Origin of the sequence: Nocardia ninae NBRC 108245 (genome assembly GCF_007990755.1) — a bacterium.
Taxonomy (GTDB): Bacteria; Actinomycetota; Actinomycetes; order Mycobacteriales; family Mycobacteriaceae; genus Nocardia; species Nocardia ninae.
Window position 1 is genome coordinate 109,975 of sequence record NZ_BJXA01000015.1, and the last position, 21,194, is coordinate 131,168.

Here is a 21,194-nt window from a genome sequence, read left to right on the forward strand (position 1 = left end):
TGGCCGGAGTGTCCTCGCGGCCTCGGACGATGAGCTCACCCGCATCGCTGCGGACGCCGACCGGCGGCTCGCCTTCCGAGCGAACCATTCGATCACCAGACCAGCACAGCTCGCGAAAGCGTCGCTCAATTCAGGTGCGGCGCATGAACGCTATTGTGTAGTAAACGTTTCGATGTTCCGTTCGACCACACTCACCAACTCCCAGCCCTGCGATTCGAGCAGTTCGATGCCGTTGACCAGGTGGACGACCGGTTCGAAGATCGCGCGCTGGTAGTCGGCCGAGCCGAACACGAAGCCGCCGGTCTGTGGGGAGCTCAGCACGAGGTGCCTGCGTGGATAGGACCGCAGATCTACCATGCCGTTCAACACTGCGATCACATCGAAAATGGGCCCGGGCGCAGGAGCATTCACGTGCCTATCTTCCCGCACGCGCGGGCGCGCTCGACCACGGCCACTGTTGGTCGACGACACCCGGGGCGCTCGGTCAGGTGGCGAAGACCTGGGAGTCGTCGGCGAAGGCCTTGAACTCCAAGGCATTACCCGCGGGGTCGAGCAGGAACATCGTCCACTGCTCGCCGGGCTGTCCCTCGAACCGCACGTATGGCTCGATCACGAACTGGGTGCCTGCGGCTCGAAGACGCTCGGCGAGCTGATGGAACTGCGGGATCGGCAGGATCACGCCGAAGTGAGGGACCGGTACGTCATGGCCGTCGACCGGGTTGTGGATCCGCTGCGGGCGGTCCGGTGCGAGGTGGGTGACGAATTGGTGGCCGTGCAGATTCCAGTCCACCCAGGTCTCTGCGCTGCGCCCCTGGGGCAGGCCGAGCACCGCGCCGTAGAAATGGCGCGCGGCGTCGAGGTCGTCGACCGGCATCGCCAAATGAAATCTCGGAATCGGAGAGTCGAGAGCGGTCATGCGACAACCTTATTCGGCGCGACGCGGATCAGGGCCGTACCGGCTACTTCGGTTCGAGCACGAACACCGGGATCAGCCGGTCGGTCTTCTCCTGGTACTCGGCGTAGGGCGGGTAGGCCGCTACCGCTCGCTCCCACCACTCGGCTCGCTCAGCGCCCTCGACCTCACGCGCGACGTAGTCCTTCGTCACGGTGCCGTCCTGCAACGGGAACTCCGGGTACGCCTTGATGTTGTAGTACCAGGTGGGGTGCTCGGGGGCGCCGCCCTTGGACGCCACCACCGCGTACTTGCCGTCGTGCTCGACGCGCATCACCGGGGTGTAGCGCAGTTTGCCGGTCTTCGCGCCGCGCAAGGTCAGCAACACCACTGGCGACCCGAGCACATCGATGCCCTCGGTGGTCCCGGTCTCGAGGATCTGCTTCGTCTGGTCCTGCACCCAATCGGTGGGGCTGAGTTCTGCGGATTCGTTGGCCATGACCAGGCCAACATTACTTGCGTCCGCCTTATTCCCGCGCCGACATACTACGCGGATGCGCGCTCCTGTCGTACCCCTACGAGACCATGGCGCTATCGGAAAGGAGATACCGCCATGACCGATGAGCACGCATCAGACATCCAGACATGGCTCGCCGGACTCGACGAAAATCAGCGGGGTCGAGCTGAGGAGCTTGTAGCACTGGTCAGTGCTGCGGACCCCCGCCTTCAGCAGGCTGTGAAGTGGGGCCGCATCACGTTCACCATCGAAAACAGCTGGCACGACTGGTTGTGCGGGATCGCGGCCGCCAAAAAGGGAGTACGACTCGTCTTTCACAAGGGCGCGCTACTGGACGACCCCGCCGGGCTGCTGAACGGGTCGGCGCGCTATGTGCGTGAGCTCCCGGTGGAGCGGGCCCTCGAGTCTCCCGAAGCGGTCGATGCCCTGATCCGCAGCGCTGTCACCCACCAGACCGACCTGATCGAGTAGGTCGGCAGCGACCGAGATCCGCTCGAACCGCATAGCGTGAATGAAACGCCGGAGACGTTGTTGCCTTGCATGATTCGGGTGATCAGTCTTCGCGCAACCGCCACAGCGCCGATACCAGGCGCTTCGCGGCCGGGTGATCGTGCCCGCCGTCCCGTGACAGCCGGTGCGCCCGGTATCGTCCGCTCAGGTCATGATGGCAGGCGATATCGGTAAAGCGGCACCCACCTGGGATCACCCACGTGGGTCGGCAGCGGTGCGCGTGCTCGTCGAGGTCGGGGTGGCGCACGGGATGTCGGTGACCACCTGCCTGATCGGCAGCGGGCTTCGATCCGAAGATCTCACCGACCCGACGACAGTGGTGCAGGCCGCGCAGGAATTGTCCGTGGCACGCAACCTCATTCGGGAGCTGGGCGACCGGCCCGGCCTGGGTGCGGAGGCAGGCAGCAGGCACACCATCGGCAGCCTCGGCGTCTGGGGGTACGCGATGATGTCGAGCCCGACGCTGCGTGACGCCATCCTGCTCGGCATCCGCTATGTCGAACTGTCCTTCGCGTTCGTGCGGGTACGGCTGGTGGAGGCAGACCGCGAGGTCGCGGTGGTCTGCGACGACGCGGACATTCCCGTGGATGTCCGCGCGTTCTTCGTCGAACGCGAGCTGGTCAAGATCGCGCATCTGGTTCCGATCGCGCTGGGACCGAGCGTCGGTGTGCGGGTCGAAACCGGGTTGACCGGCGCGCGAGCCGACGCGGTGCGGTCGCGGATCGGCGACATCGAGCTGCGGTCGGGCTGTCGGCGCCATCGCATCGTGCTGGACCGCGATGTGCTCGACCTGCCGCTGCCGAACGCGGACCCACTGGTCACCAGCGAGTTGGAGCGCGAATGCCTGCGGCTGCTCGACCTGCGGCGCGGGCGTGGTGCGTTGGCCGCTCGGGTGCGGGCGCTGCTGCTCGCCGACCTCGACTCCGCGCCGGGGATGGACCTGATCGCTGCCCGGTTGCACGTCGACCCGCGGACGCTGCGGCGCAACCTGGCGGCTGAGGGCACCTCGTTTCGGGAACTCGCCGACGAGGTGCGCGCGGCGCTCGCGGCAGAACTGCTGGGTACCGGGCTCCCCGTGGCGGCCGTCGCCGCCCGGCTGGGCTTTCACGACGCCGCCGGATTCTCCCGGGCTTACCGCAGATGGACTGGAGAGACGCCGGGTCGCGCCCGGCGCCTGCCTGGCTGACCGGATCGAACGCCGCATGGCCGAATGTCCGAAACGGACAACAACCTTGTCCGCCTCGGACCTGGGGCGCGCACGGTGACGTTCCTATCGTTGCGAACATGACCGGATCAACACCGACGGTAGCCATTATCGGCGCGGGCTTCGGCGGGCTTGCCGCCGCTATCGAACTGGGCCGCAACGGAATTCACAGCTACCGCGTCTTCGAGCGGGGCGACTCGGCGGGTGGGGTGTGGCGCGCCAACACCTACCCAGGCGCGGCGTGCGACGTGCCGTCCCCGGCCTACTGCTTCTCCTATGAGCTCGAGACCGAATGGTCGGCGCGCTATGGCTCGCAGCCCGAGATTCACCGATACTTGCAGCGCTGCGCGGACAAGTACGGGGTCACGCCCAAGATCAGCTTCGATACCGAGGTTACGGCGGCGACCTTCGTGGACGGGCGCTGGCGGCTGACCTTCGCCGACGGCGACAGTCAGGAATTCGACGCGCTGATCTGCGCCACCGGCCAACTGTCCAGGCCGAAGATTCCGGAGCTGCCGGGGCTGGACATCTTCGCGGGCAACCAGTTCCATTCGGCGGAGTGGGATCATTCGGTACAGCTGAGCGGCAAGCGGGTCGCCGTGGTCGGCAGCGGCGCCAGTGCGGTGCAACTGGTCCCGGCGATCGTCGACGAGGTGGCCGAACTCCATGTGGTGCAGCGGTCGCCGTACTGGGTCGGCAACAAGTACAACCACCGCGGTGACGGACTGATGCATCGGCTGGTGCACCGGATTCCCGGCCTGCCCCGCCTCCAGCACAATGCCGAATGGCTTTGGTACGAACTGCGTGTCCCGATGATCTTCAACCGCGCCGACCCGCTGCGCCACATCTACCATGCGCTGTTGCGGGCCAAGATCCGCCGGGAGATCCGAGATCCGCTGCTGCGCAAGATGGTTACGCCGCACTACAAGGTCGGCTGCAATCGCGTTCTGCTGTCCAATGATTGGTATCCGGCGTTGGAACGTTCGCATGTCGGCGTGTACGCGGAGGGTGTCCAGCAGGTAGGTCCGCGTGGACTCGTCTTGGCCGACGGCACCGAGATCGATGTCGACGTCATCGTCTGGTGCACCGGCTTCACGCCGAACGAGTATCTGGCGCCGATCGAGATCACCGGGCGGGACGGCCGGTCGCTGCACACCGAATGGAAGGACGGACCGCAGGCATACCTCGGCATCTGCGCGGCCGGCTACCCGAACCTGTTCATGATGTACGGGCCCAACACCGGCTCGCTCACCAACACCATCACCTTCCTGCTGGAGAAGCAGGCCCGCTACATCCGGATGGCGCTGCAACATCTCGAGCGCACCGGCGGATGGTTGGACGTGCGGCCCGAGGTCCAGGAGCAGTTCAACGAGAAGCTCCAAAAACGTGCGCACGCAACGGTATTCACCTCCGGGTGCCCGGGTTGGTACCACACCGACTCTGGCAAGGTATTCGCCGTGTGGCCCGGTTCGCATGTCGCATATGCCAGGGCGACGCGGGAGTTGGTCCTCGCCGAGTACGAGCAGGCGGCCGGCTGACGTAAACCGGTCGATGCCGGGCGAATCGAGCTAGTCCGGTTGCCTGACGGCGTCGAAGTGTTCGCGCAGTGCGTCGACCACCGCGGTCAGCACGCGATGCGCGGCGAGCAGGTCGGCGTCGGGAAACTCCGCCATGGCAGCGCGGGTGCGTTGACCGAGCGGGATGAAGAAGTTTTCGGCGGCCGCCCGGCCCGGTTCGTCGTGATACAGGATCACCCGGCGCCGGTCGCCGGCGTCGGTGCCGCGACGGAGGTGGCCGGATTCGATCATCCGCTCGACCAGGTAGGTAACCGCGGCCGAGGACATCCCCATCAACTTGCCCAGCTGGCCCGGGCTGAGCGGGCGGCCCGCGAATTCGGCGGTCGCGACATGCAGTAGCGCACGGAAATCGTTCGGCCGCAGGTTGTTCGACCGGGCGAAGACATGACCGAGCTGCTCGGAGATGGCGGTCAGTGCGCGCAGGTCGGCACCGATCTCGGTCTCCAGCCGCGCGCGCTCGTCCGCTGGTGCGGCGCGTTTTGCTGTGCTGTCGCCTTCGATCACGCAGGTCAGCTTAACCTCCAGAACTCTCTCACTTGTTTAATAGTTAAGAATCTGAGATAGTTTTTCGAGTGAGCATCTGGGATCGGTATGCAGCTGTGGTCACCGCTCGATGGTCGTGGGTTCTGCTGGCGGTTCTCATGGCCGTCGCCGGGTTGTTGATCGCAGGCGTCGGCGGGAACGACGCGTCGGGAGAATCGCCGAGGTCGCTGCCGGACACGGCGGAATCGGCCCGCATCGAAAAGGTGTTGTCGCAGTTCCCCGACTCGGGGGTGGCTCCGGTGATCGTGGTGGTCAGCCGGGCCGACGGCGCGGCCCTCGGTGCATCCGACCGTATGGCGGCGGCCGCGGCGGTCACACGTGCGGCGGGATCCGAACCGAGTCTGGCGAGTGCACCCGACGGGGCGGCGGTGCTTGCCCAGGTCCCGGTATCCACCGACCTGAGCGGAACCGCGCTCACCGCGGAGATCGACCGGTTGCGGCAGGCTGCCGCCGATGGACTTCCCGAGGACCTGGTGCTGCAAGTCACCGGCGGTCCCGCCTTCGCGGCGGACATCTCCGATTCGTTCTCCGGTGCGAACACGACCCTGCTGGCGGTGACTGCCGTAGTCGTCGCGCTGCTGCTGATCCTGACTTATCGATCGCCGGTGCTGTGGCTGGTCCCGCTGCTGATCATCGGCGCGGCAGATCGGGCGGCCACCGGTGCCGGTACCGGGCTGGCCCGGCTGACCGGACTGACTTTCGACGGTTCCACCGCAGGCATCACCAGCGTGCTGGTCTTCGGCGCGGGCACCAACTACGCACTGCTGCTCGTTTCCCGATACCGCGACGAACTGCATCACGAGCAGGACCATCGGCTGGCATTGCGCCGCGCGGTAGGTCGCGCCGGACCGGCGATTCTGGCGAGCAACCTGACTGTGGTCATGGCACTGCTGGTGCTGTTGCTGGGGTCGGTCCCGAGCACCAGAAGCCTTGGTGCCCTGGCCGCGGCCGGGCTACTGGTGGCATTGTTGTTCGTGCTCGTCGGGCTGCCTGCGGCTTTGGCGCTGTGTGGGCGGAATGTGTTCTGGCCCTTCGTGCCTCGCCCGGATGGGCGCGACGCTGCCGAGCAGGGGATCTGGCACACCATCGCCACCTGGGTGGTCGGCAGGCCGGTGCGCGTGACCGTCGCCGCGTCCGCTCTACTCGCGGTCTGCGCCGCCGGGCTGTGGACGGTCGACATCGGTTTGTCGCAGACCGAACAGTTTCGGGTACGCGCGGAGTCGGTAGCCGGATTCGACACGCTCGCAGCACATTTCCCGTCCGGCGCGGCCGACCCGACCGTGGTGGTGGCCGCGACGACGCTCGCCCCGCGCGTCGAAGCAGCACTCACCGCCCGGCCCGGGGTGGTGCGGGCGACCAGCACCGGTACCTCGCCTGCCGGCATGACGCGGTGGGCGGTAGTCCTCGATGCCGAGCCCGGATCCGACCGTGCGTTCGCCGTGATCGAGGCGATCCGGTCCGAGCTGGGTCAGGTGGCAGGCGCGGACGCGCTGGTCGGCGGCAGTGACGCCGAGGCGTTGGATACCCGAAACGCCGCGAGCCGGGATCGGCTGGTGATCATTCCGCTTGTTCTTGTCGTCGTGTGCGTGATCCTGCTCGCGCTGCTGCGTGCGGTCCCCGCGGCGCTGCTCCTGGTCGGCGTGACGGTGGCGAGTGCGCTGGCCGCGCTCGGCCTGGGCAGTTGGATGAGCGTGCACGTGTTCGGCTTTCCCGCGATCGACACGAATGTGCCGCTGTTCGCCTTCCTGTTCTTGGTCGCGCTGGGCGTCGATTACACGATCTTCCTGGTGACCCGCGCCAAGGAGGAAACGCCGGGCCACGGCGTCACCCGCGGCATCGTCCGCGCGGTGTCCTCGACCGGCGCCGTGATCACCAGCGCCGGAGTGGTGCTCGCCGCGGTGTTCTGCGTGCTCGGGGTGCTGCCGCTGATCACCTTGACCCAGCTCGGCATCGTGGTCGGCCTCGGCATCATGCTCGACACACTGGTGGTGCGCACGGTGATCATTCCGGCGATGTTCCGGTTGGTCGGCCCGCGGATCTGGTGGCCGAGCCCGTTGGCCGGAGTCGATGAGCGCGGGGTATCCGAAACGGCGGAGCGTCAAGCGGATCGGGAATCAGTCCATACCTGAGGACAACGGCAAATAGTCGCCGCATCCACGCGAATGACGATGACAGGACGGAGTGATGATGAAAAGCACTACGGATCAAACAGATTCGACCGGCAGCCGATTCACGTCTTCGCCGTACGGGATCGGTGCGCAAGTCGGCGGGGGAGCGATAATACTGCTGCTCGTGGTCGCTGCGGCGGCCACCGGGAACCTCGCCGCCCAGTCGTCGGCCGAGCAGTACAACCAGTTGAACCAGCCGGGATGGGCCCCACCCTCGTGGGTGTTCGGGCCGGTCTGGACCCTGCTGTATGCGTTGATAGCGCTGTCGGCGTGGTGGGTCTGGCGGGGCGAGCCGTGGCCGCGAGTGCGGTGGGCGCTGGCTGTCTTCGTCGGCCAGCTGGTGCTCAACGCATTGTGGACGCCGCTGTTCTTCGGGGCGGATCTGCGTGGCCTCGCACTGGCCGAGATCCTGCTGCTACTCGGCGCAATCATCGCGACCATCGCGATCTTCTGGCGGCACAGCAGGTTTGCCGCCGGCCTGCTGGTGCCCTATCTGATGTGGACAGCCTTCGCGGCGGCGTTGAACTTCAGTGTCTGGCAATTGAACAACTGACCTCGGGTCCCGCTCATCGGGGCCGCACGGGCTTCGAGGTGCGATTCGCTAGCGTTGGCGGATGGAACTGCGACAGTTGCGGTACTTCCTCGCGGTCGCCGAGGAGCGGAATCTCACGCGCGCAGCGGAGGTGGTGGGGATCCGGCCGACGTCGTTGAGTCAGCAGATCATCGCGCTCGAGCGCGAGCTCGGTGCGGCGTTGTTCGTGCGTAGTCCAGCGGGGATGACGCCGACGCAGGCCGGTGCGCGGTTGGTGGGGCATGCCCGGACGGTGGTGGAGTCGGCGCAGCGGGCGCGGGAGTCGATCCAGCAGCGTCCGGGATTGCGGCTGGCCGTGACACCCGGCGCGCCACCGTGGTGTGCGTCGGCATTGTGGCGTGCGGCCGGAGAAGTGGCGCCCGAGATCGCGGACATGCAGACCGCTGAACAGTTGACTCGGCTGCGCGACGGTGCGCTCGATGCCGGTGTGTTGCTGTTGCCTGCCGACTTGTCGGGTTTGCAGGCGGTCACGATCGAGGACACCGAACTGGGCGTCGTGGTGGCGCGGGACCATCGGCTGGTCGACCGAAAGGTGGTGCGGTGGGACGATCTCGACGGCTGCTCCTTGTCGTGGTTCGCGCGTTCGTGGGCACCGGGCTACTACGACGCGATTCGCGAGACGTGGAGTCGGGCCGGTTGGCATCCAGTGGCTGTGCGTGAAAGTGCGCCGCGCAGGGGCCTTTTCGGTGCCGAACTCGCACACGGCGGGAATATCGTTGCGCTACGACCGGCCTGGGATGTAGGGCCGAATGACGGGTTGGCTTGGTTGCCGTTCGCCGCCGACGCACCGCGTATCCGGTATGCCCTGGTATGGAATGCCGCCGATTCCGCTGCCGCGCGATACCGTTCGATCGCCGCTGACCTGGTGGCTACGGCAACGCCGCACACGCGTGCGGTGCTGCCTCGTGGACAGGGCAACCGGTGATCGGTTCTGCTGGAAGCGGAGAGGGCCACATCGAGTCATCGGTGCGGCCGAAATCGGCTGACAGGAGAGGTTGGCGAATGGCGCTCACCGCATGGGGATTCATCTACACCGCGAGCGGCAGTGACCCGGACCGGGAGACGGTCGTCGAAACACCCAGCTGCCGTTCGGTTTTCGTCGGCGTAGATCATCCGGAGCAGGCTGTGGCCGTGGCGCGCCGCCTCGTCGCCGGTGGTGTTCAGTTGATCGAATTGTGTGGCGGGTTCGGGCCGGTATGGACCGCACGGGTGATCGAGGCTGTGCAGGGTGCGGTGCCGGTGGGTGCGGTTGCCTACGGTACCGAGGCCATCGATCAGGTACACGCGATCTTCGCTTGACCGCGGCCAGGCCGGGACTTCGCTCATCGTCTCAGGGGAAAGATGGCGGCACCGGTTCGGGTGCCGCCACCTCGGAAACTGGCTCAGTCGGCCTGCCTGTTCGCCTGCTTCGGCAGGAAGAACATCACGGCCCACATCACCGTCAAGGCCCCACCGACCCACCACAGCACGCCGGTGAACGCGTCGCGGTTGAGCACGCTCGCGGCTGAGCCGCCGGTGGCGGCGAAGAACACGAGAGCAGTCAGCGCGGCACCGAGGGCGATGCCCAGGTGCATTGCGGTGTTGAACAGGCCCGAGGCCGAACCGGCGCTCTCGTGCGGAACTTTCGCGAGCGTCAGGTCGGCGATCGGTCCACCGACCATGCCGAGGCCGAAGCCGATCAGCATGACGGGGATGGTCATTGCGAGCAAGGTCAGGTCGGCCTGCCCGCTGCTGATCTGGAGCCCGTAGGCCGTCATCGATGCGAGGGCGATCACGACTCCGGCTTGGGGCAGACGGCGCCCGAAGCGCCCAGCGGTCTTCGTCGCAATCATCGCACCGGCGAACTCGCCGACGGCGAGCAACATGAAGGCCAAGGCGGCAAGCACCGGGCTCATACCGAGGCCATCCTGCAGATACAGCGTCCAGGTCATGAAGAACAGCCCACACAGCAGGCCCAGCATGAGCTGAGCGGACAGACCACCGGCGAACGCCTTCTCCTCGAACAAAGACAGCACCACCAGCGGGGCATCGTCTTTGCGCCGCTGCTGCTGACGCAGGAAGACGCCGAGCACGAGCAGACCGCAGGCGAGCATGGCGAAGCACCACAGCGGCCAATGGTGGGTGCGGCCCTCGGTGAGCGGGAAGACGATCAGCACCATGGCCACCGCGGACAGCAGCATGCCGGTGAGGTCGAGCCGGTCGGCCTTCGCCGCGGTCGACTCGATGATGAACTTCCGTCCGAGAACGATCACGGCGAGACCGACGGGGACGTTGATCAGGAAGATCGGCCGCCAGGACAGGCCGAACAGGTCGGCCTCGGTGAGCAAGCCGCCCAGGACGGGACCCAGGACGCTGCCCATCGACAGGACTGCTCCGTACAGACCGAACGCCCTGCTGCGATTCTCGCCGTCGAAGGTGACGTGCAGGGTGGCCAGGACCTGCGGGATCATCACCGCGACACCGATGCCCTGGCACACGCGAGCGGCGATCAGCACGCCGACGCCCGTGGCGAGGCCGCACAGCAGTGAGGCGAGCGTGAACACAACGGTGCCGATGAGCAGGACCTTGCGCCGGCCGTAGATGTCGCCGAGCCTGCCGCCGGTGATCAGGCCGAGGGCGACGGTCAGCGAGTAGCCGGCGGTCAGCCACTGCACCGCGGCCGGCCCGGCGCCGGTCGACGCCTGGATGGCGGGCAGGGCGGTGAGCACGACCGACTGGTCGAGGATGTCCATGAGTTCGGCGACCAGGACGACCACGAGGGCGATCGTGGCGGCCCGGGTCATCTTCGACGACCGGCCGGATGCGGGACCAGCCGAGGACGCGGCGGTGCGGTGCGGCTCGTTGTCGAGCGCGGAGGAATTCACGGTGAGACTCCTGTTCAGGAATCGGGGAGCTCGCCGTCAGCCGCACAGGGGTCGGAAAAGACGAAACCCGGGGCAGTCGGCAGAGCTGCACCCGGGTCTTCTGGGGGATGGGTGACGCAACTCAGGCCAGTGCGACGTCCGCCCCTTGGCACGTTCGAAGAATCAGAACGTGGGGGAAATGCGGACGACTACATGGCCTGGGATATAAGTCACCACCTCGAATCCGCTACAGAAGGAACAGAAAGTCTTAGCTGCCGCCGAAGGGTCTTCGGGACAGGATCTCATCCACGGTACGACAGACAGCGGTCCCTACGCACGTCATAGTGGTGTCCGCCACCATCTGGCTCAACCAGGGAACGGTACTGCCGCCCCCGAACGGTTGACCGGGATCTAGACGACCTTGGCGTCGATCAGCAGGTTCCAGATCTCACCCTGGTCGACGACCTCGACACCGAGCTTCTCCGCCTTGGTCAGCTTGCTCTCGCCGACTCCCGCGCCGGTGATCAGCATGTCGGTGCTCGCCGACACCGAGGACGCCGCCGTCGCTCCCGCCTTCTCACACAGGCGCTGGAACGTTGGGCGAGCGACCTTTTCGCCGGACCGCGGGTCGCTGATGGCACCGGTGATCACCACCGTCTTGCCGGCCAGCGGTGCGCCGGCCGCGATGACCGGCGGCAGGTCCTCCTCGCGCACGTCCAGCGAGACGCCCGCCTGTCGGAGCCGCTCCAGTTCCGGGCGCAGGCGAGTGAGATGCACGACCAGGGAGGCGGCGACCTTCGGTCCGATGTCCTCCACCGCGACGAGCCGTTCCTCGCCCGCGTCGGCGACCTCCTCGAGGGAGCCGAAGCCCGCGCGGGCCAGGCGCGCGGCGGTGCCGTCGGAGGCCATCGGGATCGCCAGGCCGATCAGCGCGCGGCGCAGGCCGACCTGTCGGCTGGCATCGATGGATTCGATCATGCGCGCGGCCGAGACCTCGCCGATGCGATCGAACTCGAGCAGGCGCTCCTTGGTCAGCGTGTAGAAGTCCGCGGGACTCTCCAGGATCCCCGCCTCGGCGAGGCGTTCGATCCACTTCTGCCCGATGGCGTCGATGTCGGCCGCTGCCCGCGAGGCCCAGTGGATCAACCTGCGCACCGTCTGCGCGGGACAGGAGACGTTGGTGCAGAACAGCTCCCGGCTGTTGCCCTGCTCGGTCACCGGCTGCTCGCAGGAGGGGCAGACCGTGGGCGGCACGATCTCCTGCTCCTCGCCGGTGCGTTTGGAAGCGTCGAGCACGCCCGCCACGAACGGGATCACGTCGCCCGCGCGGCGCACCAATACCGTGTCACCGACCTTGATGTCGCGGGCGCGGATCACCTCTTGGTTGGCCAACGTGGCCTTCGTGACCGTCGTGCCGCCGACGAACACCGGCTCCAGCCACGCGACCGGGACGATCTTGCCGGTCTTGCCGACGTCCCAGATCACCTCGCGCAGCAACGTGGTCTTCTCCTCGGCGGCGAACTTGAACGCGAGCGCGCCACGCGGGGAGTTCGACCGAGTTCCGGCCGCCGCGTAGGCCTCTCGGTCGGCCAGTCGCAGTACCGCGCCGTCGAGGTCGTAGTCCAGATCGTTGCGGCCCTGCTCGACCGCGGTGATCGCCGCCTGCGCCTGCTCGGCGTCGGCGCAGTGCCGCATCTGCGCGCCGGCGATGCCCAGCGCGCGTAACCCCTCCTCGAGGTCGACTGCAGCGCCGCCGTCGGAGGTGTCCAGGTCGAAGCCGAAGAACCGCAGGCGGCGTTCGGCGACCGTGGTTGGGTCCTTCGCGCGCAGCGTGCCCGCCGCGGCGTTGCGTGGGTTGATCAGCGGCTTGTCCGGATGCGCGGTGTTGTATGCGACGAAGGTCGAACGCAGCATCACCGCCTCGCCGCGCACCTCGACCCGGCCCGGCACGTCGATCCGCTCCGGAATACCGTCGACCAACGCGCGGACCAGCATGGTCACGTCGTCACCGGTGGTGCCGTCACCGCGGGTCACTGCCCGCGCCAGCCGCCCGTCCTCGAAGACCAGGGCCAGCGACAAGCCGTCGAGCTTCGGCATCACCACCACCGACTGACCGGGGAATCGGTCGAAGAACGCCGCCACCTGCTCGGGCTTGGTCGCCTTCTCCAGTGACAGCATGGGCCGCGAATGCCGGATCGGGGCGTGCAGCACCGCGGGCGCGCCGACCTGCTCCAGCGGATTCGGGTCCGGCGTGAGCTCGGGGTTCGCCTCGATCAGGCCGCGTAGCTCGTCCTCGATCGCGTCGTACTCGGCGTCCGCGACCAGCGGCGACCCCTGGTAATAGGCATCGCGCAGCGCCACAATGCGATCCGCGAGCTCTTGGATACGTTCACCGATTTCCACAGTCCCTGACGCTACCGATACCTACCGACAACCGCGCGAACGACGCCACCCGGCGCGCTCGATCCGGGTCGGGCAGGGTCGAGGACAACGGCCCGGCACCGCCCACGGCAGAATGGTGCGGTGCAGATCGGGATGCTTGGACCGCTCGAGATCCGAGAAGAAGATGGCGGATTGATCGAGATACCAGGTGCTCGATTGCGGACGCTGGTGGTTGCCCTCGCGCTCGAACCCGGGCGCGTGGTTCCGAAGTCGACCCTGGTCGACTGGATTTGGGGTGAGCAACTGCCCGCCGACGCGGCGAATTCCTTGCAGGCGTTGGTGTCCCGGCTGCGGCGGGTGCTGCCGGAGGGGGCGCTCGACGGCCAGGCGGGCGGTTACCGATTGGCGGTGGAGCCGCGCGCTGTCGACGCGATCCGGTTCGAACAGCTGCTCGACCAAGCTCGCGGCGCTGAGGACGCGCACCAGGCCAAGCTGTTGCGGGAGGCGCTCGGGCTGTGGCGTGGTGCGCCGATACAGGACGTCGGCGTGCAGGATAGCGGCGCGGCCGACGCGGTGGTGACGCGCCTGGAAGGGCTGCGTCTCGCCGCGCTGGAGGACTGCTACGAAGCGGAGATCCGACTCGGTCGGGGTAGCGAACTGATCAGCGAGCTCACCGAACTGTTCGCCCGGTATCCGGTGCGAGAAAGGCTGGTCGCCGCGTTGATGCGTGCCCTCGGTGCCGCAGGCCGCAGCAACGAGGCTCTCGGCGTATACCAGCGGGCACGGGAAACCCTCGCCGACGAACTGGGCGTCGACCCGTCAGCGGAGCTCGCCGCACTGCACGTCGCGCTGTTGCGCGGCGAGTTCGGCGCACAGGACCACGACCGCAAGACGAACCTGCGGGCCGAATTGACCACCTTCGTCGGCAAATACGGCGACGTCGCCGCGGTGCGCGAACTCGTCGCGCAACACCGGCTCACCACGTTGACCGGTCCGGGCGGCTCCGGAAAAACCCGGCTGGCTTTGGAAACCGCGCGGACGCTGCTCGACGATCTGCCGGAAGGCGCCTGGCTGGTGGAACTGGCGTCCGTCGGCGCGAATGGTGATGTGGCGCAATCGGCGCTCGCCGCACTCGGACTCCGGGACGCGCTGCTCGGCGGCGCACCGGACGCGGAACCGATAGACCGGCTGATCGCCGCGATCCGCGAGCGCGAAACGCTGTTGATCCTGGACAACTGTGAGCACCTGATCGAGTCCGCGGCGGCGTTCGCCCACCGGATGCTCGGCGAGTGTCGCCGGCTGCGCATCCTGGCGACGAGCAGGGAACCGCTCGGCATCACCGGCGAGGCGCTATGGCAGGTCGTGCCGCTGGCGCTGCCCGCCGAGGACGCGGATCCCGGTGCGATCGAGTCCTCCTCGGCGGTTCAGCTGCTGCGCGACCGGGCCGGTGCAGTGCGGACAGATTTCGCGGCCGACGCGAACGCATTGGCGACCATGGCGCGCGTCTGCCGCGCGCTGGACGGAATTCCGCTGGCGATCGAGCTGGCCGCGGCGCGATTGCGCACCATGTCCCTCGATCAGCTCGCCAACCGCCTCGACGATCGGTTCCGCCTGCTGACCGGCGGCAGTCGCACCGCGCTGCCGCACCATCGGACGTTGCGTGCGGTGGTCGACTGGAGCTGGGAGCTGCTCACCGACGCCGAACGGTTGGTGCTGCGCAGGCTTGCGGTTTTCGCCGGCGGCGCGAGTCTGGAAGCGGCCGAACAGGTTTGCGCGGGCGAGGAGGCGGTCGAGCGGTGGGAGGTGCTCGATCTGCTCACCGCGCTGACCGAGAAATCGCTGCTGGTCGTCGCCGGGGACAGCGGCCCGCGCTATCGGATGCTCGACACGATCAAGCAGTACGCCACGGACCGGCTGGTGGAGTCGGGGGAGGCGGACGCGGCGCGCCACGCGCATCTCGCGTACTTCACCGGGCTCGCCGACACCGCCGAGTCACATCTGCGCCGCGCCGAGCAGTTGACGTGGCTGGCCACGCTCGAGGTCGAGCACGACAACCTCGCTGTCGCGATGCGGGGTGCGCTCGCGGCAGGCGACGCGGCCGGGGCGATGCGGCTCGCGGCGGCGGCAGGCTGGTACTGGTGGCTCAGCGGGCACAAGGCCGAGGGCATGGAGCTGATCGCCGCCGCCGCCGACCTACCGGGCGAGGTGGACGATGCGACCAGGGCGATGGTGTACGCGCTGGTCGTGCACTTCATGAGCTCGGGGCCGAGTGACGATAGCCAGGTGGAGGAATGGATCCACAAGGCGTATCGATTCAGTCGGAACAGTCAGGCCCACAACCCGTTGCTGCGGTTCGTGGACGCGCTGGAACACATGCTGCACGGGCCGGATTCGCTGCTGCCCGCGTTCGAGCCGCTGATCACCGATGACGATCCCTGGGTGCGGGCGCTGGCCCGGCTGCAACTGGGCAAGATGCGGATCGTGCTCGGTCACCAGGGGCGAGAGGCGGACGTCTACCTCGAGACCGCCCTGGCCGAGTTCCGAGCCATCGGCGAGCGCTGGGGCATGTCGTTCGCGCTGACCGAGCTCGCGAATCGGATCGCCATGCGCGGCGAATTCGCCGGTGCGTGTGCGCATCTCGATCAAGCGATCGCGGTGGTCACCGAGGTCGGGGCGATCGAGGACGTGCTGCTGATGCGGGCGCGGCAGGCCCAGTTCTACTGGCTCCTAGGGGATGCGGAGGCGAGCGCGGCCGCGATGACCGAGGCGCAGCGGTACGCGGATCAGTCCGCCTGGCCGAACGCACTGGCCGAACTCGCCTTGGCGCGAGCGGAGTTGGCCCGTTGGCGTGGCGACCCCGAGGAGTCATATCGGCAAATCGACCTTGCGACAACACTATTGGGCAACGATGCGAAGCGCGGGTACATCAGCGCGCTGATCCACGGCATGCGCGGCTATCTCGCGGAGGGTCTGGACGACGCCCGCGAACAGCACGCGGCGGCCTTCGATGCGGCATCGGCTGCGGGATTCGCCCCGCTAATCGCCCAAATACTCGTCGGGATAGCGGATTTGGCGCTTCGCCATGAACAGGACGAGCAGGCCGTGCGGCTGCTCGCGGCGAGTGCCGCGGTGCGCGGCCTGCCTGATCTTTCCCAACCGGATGCGGTCCGGATCGAGCAGACCGCACGACGTCGCCTCGGCGAAGCACGCTTCACCGAGGCGACGGAGGATGGGGCACAAGCAGATTGGCGCGAGCTGGTGGCAACTACGCTTGCTCGCTGAGGTCGGTCTGCCCGCCGCAGAACACCTCCGCGACGAGGAGCTTCGTCGCTTCCTGGAAGGCCGCGGCCATGGACAGGTCGGGGTCGTCCACGTAGTTCAGCGCGGCGGTCAGGGTCGTGCTGCCGTCGGGCGTGCTGTACATGAGCGCGGCGTGGCCCGAGATGCCGCCGTTGTGTGTGATGACGGTGCCGCCGCAGCCGGTGTCCTGCACGAACACGCCCAGGCCGTAGCCGACTTTGGGATGCGGCGTGCACATTTCCGCCAGCAGTGGTGCGGGCAGGAGCTTGCCGCCCACCAATGCGGCGATGAAGGTCTGCAAGTCCAGGGTCGTCGAGATCATGTCACCACCGCTGGAGATCCAGGACGGGTTCTGGCTGGTCACGTCGACCGTCTGCAGCTCGCCGCCGTCCTCGTAGCGGTAGTAGGCGTGGGCATGCGGCTCGGGGATGGCCGACTCGGTGGTCGGTGCCACGGTGTCGTGCAGGCCCAGCGGCCCGAGAATCAGCCGCTGCATCTCCTCGGCGTACGAGCGGCCGCTGACCTTTTCGATCAGCAACCTGGCCAGCACGTAATTGGTGTTGGCGTAGCTCCAGTCCGCCCCGGGTTCGAACCGTGGCGGCTTGGACAAGGCCAGCCGCACAAGTTCTTCGGGCCGATAGGTCTTGAACCGGTTGTCCACCCACTCCTTGCCGGACCAGGCGATCCCGGGCACGAACGTCCCGTCCTCGAGTAGCTCGCCGGTGAAGTTGAAGACTCCGCTGGTGTGCTGCAACAGCATTCGCACCGTGATCCGCGGGTCCAGCTCGAACTCCGGCAAGTAGTCGACCGCCGCGGTATCGAGGTCGATCTTGCCTTCGGCCACCAATTGCAGGACCAGGGTCGCGATGAAAGTCTTTGTATTGCTGCCGATTCGGATGTGTCCGTTGGTCGGTGGCTTGGCGGTTCCGCCCAGTTCGCGCACGCCGGCGCTGCCGAGCCACTCGCCCTGCTCGTCGTGCACGCGCAATTCGATACCGGTGAAACCGGAATCGACCATCTGCTGAATGAGCTTTTGGAGTTCCGGACGATCCGGCGCGGTGGATGGGGTGTTCATGATTCTGCTTCTCTCTGCTGTCGTGCTCGGGTGGTTCGGGGGCGGTGTTTACGCGGCGTGGCGAATGGTGATGTTGCCGAAGGAGTTACGCGCGAACACCTGCACGGTTTCCGCCTTCTCCGGCTGGTGGACCGGGTTCATTGCGTTGCGGACACTCCCGTGCAGGGCGTTGGTTTCCAGCCGCACCGCGCTGCCCGGGTGGATCCCTACTTCCAGCTCGCCGACGGCCGTCTCCAGCCGCAGGACGCCGCGCGAGGCTTCACCGATGCGGATGTCGCCCTTGGCGACTTTGGCGGTCACCGAATCGCCGGGGCACTCGACGGTGATGTCGCCCGCCGCGATCGCCAGGTCGCACTCGCCGAGTTCGCCTGCGCCCAGCAGCCGGCCCACCCCGGCGGTGGCCGTCAGCTGGGAGCCGGTGGGGACCTCGATGGTGACTGTGATCGACGGGTTGCCGCCGAACGGGGTGTAGGTCCGCCACTGCTTGGGCGTTTTCACGGTCAGGGTGCCTGCGGTGAAATCGACCTGGGTCTGCTCGGCGGCGCGCACGTCGCCCTTCTTGGCCGGGTCGGCCGGTCGGACCTCGACGACGGTGTCGGTGCGGTCGGAGGCGATGACCGTGACGTCGCCGCTGAGCACGTCGACGGTGATGGCGATGGGGGCGGGGGTCTGAAAAGTAGACATGGTTGTACTCCTCTGGTGTGGAACGGATTTCGAATCGGTCAGCTGGTGCACATTGCCGAGGTGGGCTTGCGTCGTCCCTCGGTTGCTGTGCTGTTCATGGGACTACTGTCGCGAGCCCGGCTGATACCGGCCTGACAGCGGCCTGACACGTCTACTGACATGGCGTCAGACCAGGTCACAGCTGGATTGTGGCTCCGGCTCGCGTCGTCCGCGCTGACGGCAGGGCGGTGCAAGGGTGATGCAAGGGGCGTGCAATCGGACGCACGGAGAGTGAAGCCATGACCGAAACACTCGATGCGCACTCGAACGCCCCGGAACGAGGAACCTCCATCCACACACCCGTCACGATCATCGGCGCCGGACTCGGCGGACTGACGCTGGCTCGCGTGCTGCACGTGCACGGCATTCCGGCGACGGTCTACGAGGCCGAACCTTCTCCGACGGCGCGTGCGCAGGGCGGGTTGCTCGACATCCACGACTACAACGGGCAACTCGCCATCGCCGCAGCCGACCTGATGGACGAGTTCAGTGGTCTCATCCTCCCGGGCCGCCAAGCGATGCGGATCCTCGACCGGGACGGCACCGTCCTGCTCGACAAGCCCGACGACGGCACCGGTGGCCGTCCCGAGGTGCAGCGCGGCGAGCTGCGCCAGCTGCTGCTCGACTCACTACCCGCAGGCACCGTCCAATGGGGTCACAAGGTCAGTGGTGTTCGTACTCTCGGCCAGGGCAGGCACGAGGTGAGCTTCGCCGACGGCGGCACCGTCGTCACCACCCTGCTGGTCGGCGCCGACGGTGCGTGGTCACGCGTTCGCCCACTGCTGTCCACCGCCACACCCGAATACGTCGGCGAGTCGTTCGTCGAGACCTACCTCTTCGACGCCGACACCCGCCACCCCGCGGTGGCCGCAACGGTCGGCGGCGGATCGCTGATGGCGCCCGCACCCGGCAGACAGATCCACGCCCACCGGGAAAGAGGCGCGACGATGCACGCCTATGTGGTGCTCGCCGAGACGCTGGACTGGTTCGCCGGCATCGATTTCACCGATACGGCGGTGGCCACCGCGCGAATCGCCGCGGAGTTCGACGGTTGGGCCCCGGAGCTCACCGCGCTGATCACCGACACCGACACAGCGCCGGTGTGGCGCCCGAACTACGCGCTGCCGCGCGGCCACCGGTGGGACCGGGTGCCAGGCGCAACCCTGCTCGGCGACGCCGCCCACCTCGCCGCCCCCAACGGCGAAGGCGCCAACCTGGCCATGCTCGACGGCGCCGAGCTCGGCAAGGCCCTCGCCGCACACCCAGGCGACATCGAAGCTGCCCTGACCGAATACGAGCAGACCATGTTCGCCCGCAGCACCGAGATAGCCACCGAGGCAGCCGAATTCTTCGAAGAGCTCTTCGACGGCACAGCCGCGAGCTTGGTCGCAGTGTTCGCCGGACAAGACCAGACCCGCTGAGTTCGGTCCGGCATCGTCAGCAGCTCACGCGCACCAGGATGTTCACCCTGAAGTCGCGTGGGCTGCTGGGGCATTGGCGAGTCGGGTGGAGCGGGCGAGCGCGTCGTACATCCAGTTATGCGCTTGTCCCACGGTGATCCGAGTTTTCAGGAGCTGCTCGGTCAGTGCCCAGTAACGGTGAATCCGACGGTCGGTGCCGGTGACGTCGTTCAGTAACTGCTCGCGGAAACGCGGGGAGTCACGTTCGCCTCGCGCACCGGCATGGGCGTTGACGAATCGATCGAGTTCGTCGCCGCCGTGTGGCCGTACGTCTTCCGATACCAGTGCCGCCACCTCCGCCATGGCCTCGCCCGCTTCGGCGTACAGTCCTTGGCGATCGCGAATCAGCTCCGGCTGTTTCCGCCAGAGTTGCTCTCGGACAGCACTGTTCAAGTCGGGTTCGGCGACGAGCGCGGCCAGCTCGGCATACGCGACGACCTCCTCGACAGACGGATCAGTGGGCGGTTCAGGGACATTCCAGCCGACGAAGATGTCTACATCGCATCGACGTACCGGTGCGAGGACGCGCCGCCAGAACCGCTGGAGGCCCTCGTGCGCCGCACCGCTGTCCTGCACGGTGGCCAGCAACGCGAGCCGTCCGGCTCGCTGCGGTGGGGTAGCGGCCTCGACCGCACGCAGTGACGCCCGCCGCCATGCCATCGACCTGAATTCGACATCCAGTCGCGAACTTTCGGCCGCGACGGCCTCGGCTATCGACTGCTCTCCGTGCAGCACATCGGCGATCGAGCTCAGCCCGAAACCGAGCGCGCGCAGCCGCCGAGCCAGCAGCAGTCGTTCAATGGTGCGGTCCACGTAGAACATCCGATGCCCGCCTGGGCTGCGGTGCGATTCGAGAATGCCTTCGTCGCAATAGAACCGGATCGTGCGCACAGTAACCCCGGCGCGGCGCGCCAATTCTCCGATGCTCACCAGCCCATCGGCTTGTGTGTCGTCTGTCACAACCAGTTGAACCTCCACCCCGGTGGAGCTCTTAGCGTACTGGCACTGCGCTCGACTCCCGCATGGGAACCGCTGCCGTCGAGCGAGCGGCGTAGCGCAGTTAGGTGATCGCATCGAGGAAGGGTGATTCGTGGCTACCACGCAGGAAGAAATCGTCGCAGGCATTGCCGAGATCGTCGAGGAGGTGACCGGCATCGATGCTGCCGAGGTGACGATCGAAAAGTCCTTCGTCGAGGACCTGGACATCGACTCGCTGTCACTGGTGGAGATCGCCGTGCAGCTGGAGGACCGGTACGACGCCAAGATCCCCGACGAGGACATGGCAGGTCTTCGAACAGTCGGCGATGCGGTTGCCTATGTGCAGAAGATGGCGACGGCGGAGCCGCGACTCGCCGCGGAAATGGAGGCGAGGTTCAAGGAAGGCCAGGAGAATTGAGGCCGTTGCCCT

19 protein-coding genes are annotated in these 21,194 nt (G+C 67.2%); 10 read left to right on the forward strand and 9 right to left on the reverse strand.

The features are described 5' to 3' along the window. Positions 1–150 precede the first annotated feature (150 nt). The 3 genes from NN4_RS14240 to NN4_RS14250 all read right to left on the reverse strand — a co-directional run bounded on the left by NN4_RS14240 (position 151) and on the right by NN4_RS14250 (position 1,391). Positions 151–357 (reverse strand): hypothetical protein, encoded by a 207-nt coding sequence (locus NN4_RS14240; protein ID WP_147130604.1) that lies wholly within the window; start codon positions 355–357, stop codon positions 151–153. Positions 358–484: 127 nt separating this feature from the next. Continuing rightward, positions 485–916, reverse strand: coding sequence for a VOC family protein (locus tag NN4_RS14245; RefSeq protein WP_147130605.1), 432 nt, complete (start codon positions 914–916; stop codon positions 485–487). A 43-nt stretch (positions 917–959) separates the two neighbouring features. Next, positions 960–1,391 carry a nitroreductase family deazaflavin-dependent oxidoreductase gene (locus NN4_RS14250; protein ID WP_147130608.1) on the reverse strand — a complete coding sequence of 144 codons (432 nt, stop codon included), beginning with the start codon at positions 1,389–1,391 and terminating at the stop codon, positions 960–962. 114 nt (positions 1,392–1,505) lie between these two features. Between NN4_RS14250 and NN4_RS14255 the strand changes: the two genes are divergently transcribed. From NN4_RS14255 to NN4_RS14265, 3 genes are all read left to right on the forward strand, one after another. After that, positions 1,506–1,880 (forward strand): DUF1801 domain-containing protein, encoded by a 375-nt coding sequence (locus tag NN4_RS14255; protein WP_147130610.1) that lies wholly within the window; start codon positions 1,506–1,508, stop codon positions 1,878–1,880. A gap of 190 nt (positions 1,881–2,070) precedes the next feature. Then, positions 2,071–3,105, forward strand: a complete 1,035-nt coding sequence (locus NN4_RS14260; protein WP_147130613.1) for an AraC family transcriptional regulator — start codon at positions 2,071–2,073, stop codon at positions 3,103–3,105. A 98-nt stretch (positions 3,106–3,203) separates the two neighbouring features. Continuing rightward, positions 3,204–4,661, forward strand: coding sequence for a flavin-containing monooxygenase (locus NN4_RS14265; RefSeq protein ID WP_186818415.1), 1,458 nt, complete (start codon positions 3,204–3,206; stop codon positions 4,659–4,661). Positions 4,662–4,691: 30 nt separating this feature from the next. Here NN4_RS14265 and NN4_RS14270 read toward each other — a convergent pair whose 3' ends face one another. Next, the gene (locus NN4_RS14270) at positions 4,692–5,201 is read right to left on the reverse strand and encodes a MarR family winged helix-turn-helix transcriptional regulator (RefSeq protein WP_147130710.1); all 510 of its coding nucleotides are present in this window, start codon (positions 5,199–5,201) and stop codon (positions 4,692–4,694) included. Positions 5,202–5,341: 140 nt separating this feature from the next. Here NN4_RS14270 and NN4_RS14275 point away from each other — a divergent pair, with 140 nt between their 5' ends. From NN4_RS14275 to NN4_RS14290, 4 genes are all read left to right on the forward strand, one after another. Next, positions 5,342–7,372 (forward strand): MMPL family transporter, encoded by a 2,031-nt coding sequence (locus NN4_RS14275; protein ID WP_147130712.1) that lies wholly within the window; start codon positions 5,342–5,344, stop codon positions 7,370–7,372. Between the two features lie 58 nt (positions 7,373–7,430). Further along, positions 7,431–7,964, forward strand: coding sequence for a TspO/MBR family protein (locus NN4_RS14280; RefSeq protein ID WP_147130617.1), 534 nt, complete (start codon positions 7,431–7,433; stop codon positions 7,962–7,964). A 61-nt stretch (positions 7,965–8,025) separates the two neighbouring features. Next, complete coding sequence (locus NN4_RS14285) at positions 8,026–8,928, forward strand: LysR family transcriptional regulator (RefSeq protein ID WP_147130619.1); 903 nt, start codon at positions 8,026–8,028, stop codon at positions 8,926–8,928. Between the two features lie 77 nt (positions 8,929–9,005). Then, a complete protein-coding gene (locus tag NN4_RS14290; protein ID WP_107655569.1) occupies positions 9,006–9,302 on the forward strand; it encodes a DUF6506 family protein in 297 nt (98 codons plus the stop codon). 83 nt (positions 9,303–9,385) lie between these two features. On the opposite strand, the gene NN4_RS14295 is transcribed toward NN4_RS14290, so the two are convergent. Both NN4_RS14295 and ligA read right to left on the reverse strand, forming a co-directional pair. Continuing rightward, positions 9,386–10,867, reverse strand: a complete 1,482-nt coding sequence (locus NN4_RS14295; protein WP_147130621.1) for an MFS transporter — start codon at positions 10,865–10,867, stop codon at positions 9,386–9,388. 390 nt (positions 10,868–11,257) lie between these two features. After that, positions 11,258–13,249, reverse strand: a complete 1,992-nt coding sequence (ligA, locus tag NN4_RS14300) for an NAD-dependent DNA ligase LigA (RefSeq protein ID WP_147130623.1) — start codon at positions 13,247–13,249, stop codon at positions 11,258–11,260. A gap of 171 nt (positions 13,250–13,420) precedes the next feature. Here ligA and NN4_RS14305 point away from each other — a divergent pair, with 171 nt between their 5' ends. Then, on the forward strand, positions 13,421–16,510 hold the full coding sequence (locus NN4_RS14305; RefSeq protein WP_246180874.1) for an AfsR/SARP family transcriptional regulator: 3,090 nt from the start codon (positions 13,421–13,423) through the stop codon (positions 16,508–16,510). Here the strand turns inward: NN4_RS14305 and NN4_RS14310 are convergent. After that, the gene (locus tag NN4_RS14310) at positions 16,494–17,603 is read right to left on the reverse strand and encodes a serine hydrolase domain-containing protein (RefSeq protein WP_147130627.1); all 1,110 of its coding nucleotides are present in this window, start codon (positions 17,601–17,603) and stop codon (positions 16,494–16,496) included. The two genes, NN4_RS14305 and NN4_RS14310, sit on opposite strands and share 17 nt — an antisense overlap. Before the next feature lie 48 nt (positions 17,604–17,651). Further along, positions 17,652–18,287, reverse strand: coding sequence for a DUF4097 family beta strand repeat-containing protein (locus NN4_RS14315; RefSeq protein ID WP_147130629.1), 636 nt, complete (start codon positions 18,285–18,287; stop codon positions 17,652–17,654). 329 nt (positions 18,288–18,616) lie between these two features. On the opposite strand from NN4_RS14315, the gene NN4_RS14320 reads away from it, so the two are divergent. Beyond that, complete coding sequence (locus NN4_RS14320) at positions 18,617–19,747, forward strand: FAD-dependent oxidoreductase (RefSeq protein ID WP_147130714.1); 1,131 nt, start codon at positions 18,617–18,619, stop codon at positions 19,745–19,747. A gap of 42 nt (positions 19,748–19,789) precedes the next feature. Here NN4_RS14320 and NN4_RS14325 read toward each other — a convergent pair whose 3' ends face one another. Next, positions 19,790–20,746 (reverse strand): MerR family transcriptional regulator, encoded by a 957-nt coding sequence (locus NN4_RS14325; RefSeq protein WP_222595058.1) that lies wholly within the window; start codon positions 20,744–20,746, stop codon positions 19,790–19,792. Positions 20,747–20,876: 130 nt separating this feature from the next. Here NN4_RS14325 and acpM point away from each other — a divergent pair, with 130 nt between their 5' ends. Next, entirely contained in the window at positions 20,877–21,182 is a 306-nt protein-coding gene (gene acpM, locus NN4_RS14330) for a meromycolate extension acyl carrier protein AcpM (protein ID WP_147130633.1), read from the forward strand. The last annotated feature ends 12 nt before the right edge of the window (positions 21,183–21,194 follow it).

Excerpts from the sequence above, each read along its gene's own strand:
- NN4_RS14275 (WP_147130712.1), top strand. The coding sequence starts at position 5,342 with ATGGCCGTCGCCGGGTTGTTGATCGCAGGCGTCGGCGGGAACGACGCG.
- NN4_RS14265 (WP_186818415.1), top strand. The coding sequence starts at position 3,204 with ATGACCGGATCAACACCGACGGTAGCCATTATCGGCGCGGGCTTCGGC.
- NN4_RS14250 (WP_147130608.1), bottom strand. The coding sequence starts at position 1,391 with ATGGCCAACGAATCCGCAGAACTCAGCCCCACCGATTGGGTGCAGGAC.
- NN4_RS14255 (WP_147130610.1), top strand. The coding sequence starts at position 1,506 with ATGACCGATGAGCACGCATCAGACATCCAGACATGGCTCGCCGGACTC.
- NN4_RS14280 (WP_147130617.1), top strand. The coding sequence starts at position 7,431 with ATGAAAAGCACTACGGATCAAACAGATTCGACCGGCAGCCGATTCACG.
- NN4_RS14245 (WP_147130605.1), bottom strand. The coding sequence starts at position 916 with ATGACCGCTCTCGACTCTCCGATTCCGAGATTTCATTTGGCGATGCCG.
- NN4_RS14310 (WP_147130627.1), bottom strand. The coding sequence starts at position 17,603 with ATGAACACCCCATCCACCGCGCCGGATCGTCCGGAACTCCAAAAGCTC.
- NN4_RS14240 (WP_147130604.1), bottom strand. The coding sequence starts at position 357 with ATGGTAGATCTGCGGTCCTATCCACGCAGGCACCTCGTGCTGAGCTCC.
- NN4_RS14315 (WP_147130629.1), bottom strand. The coding sequence starts at position 18,287 with ATGTCTACTTTTCAGACCCCCGCCCCCATCGCCATCACCGTCGACGTG.
- NN4_RS14285 (WP_147130619.1), top strand. The coding sequence starts at position 8,026 with ATGGAACTGCGACAGTTGCGGTACTTCCTCGCGGTCGCCGAGGAGCGG.
- NN4_RS14260 (WP_147130613.1), top strand. The coding sequence starts at position 2,071 with ATGATGGCAGGCGATATCGGTAAAGCGGCACCCACCTGGGATCACCCA.
- NN4_RS14290 (WP_107655569.1), top strand. The coding sequence starts at position 9,006 with ATGGCGCTCACCGCATGGGGATTCATCTACACCGCGAGCGGCAGTGAC.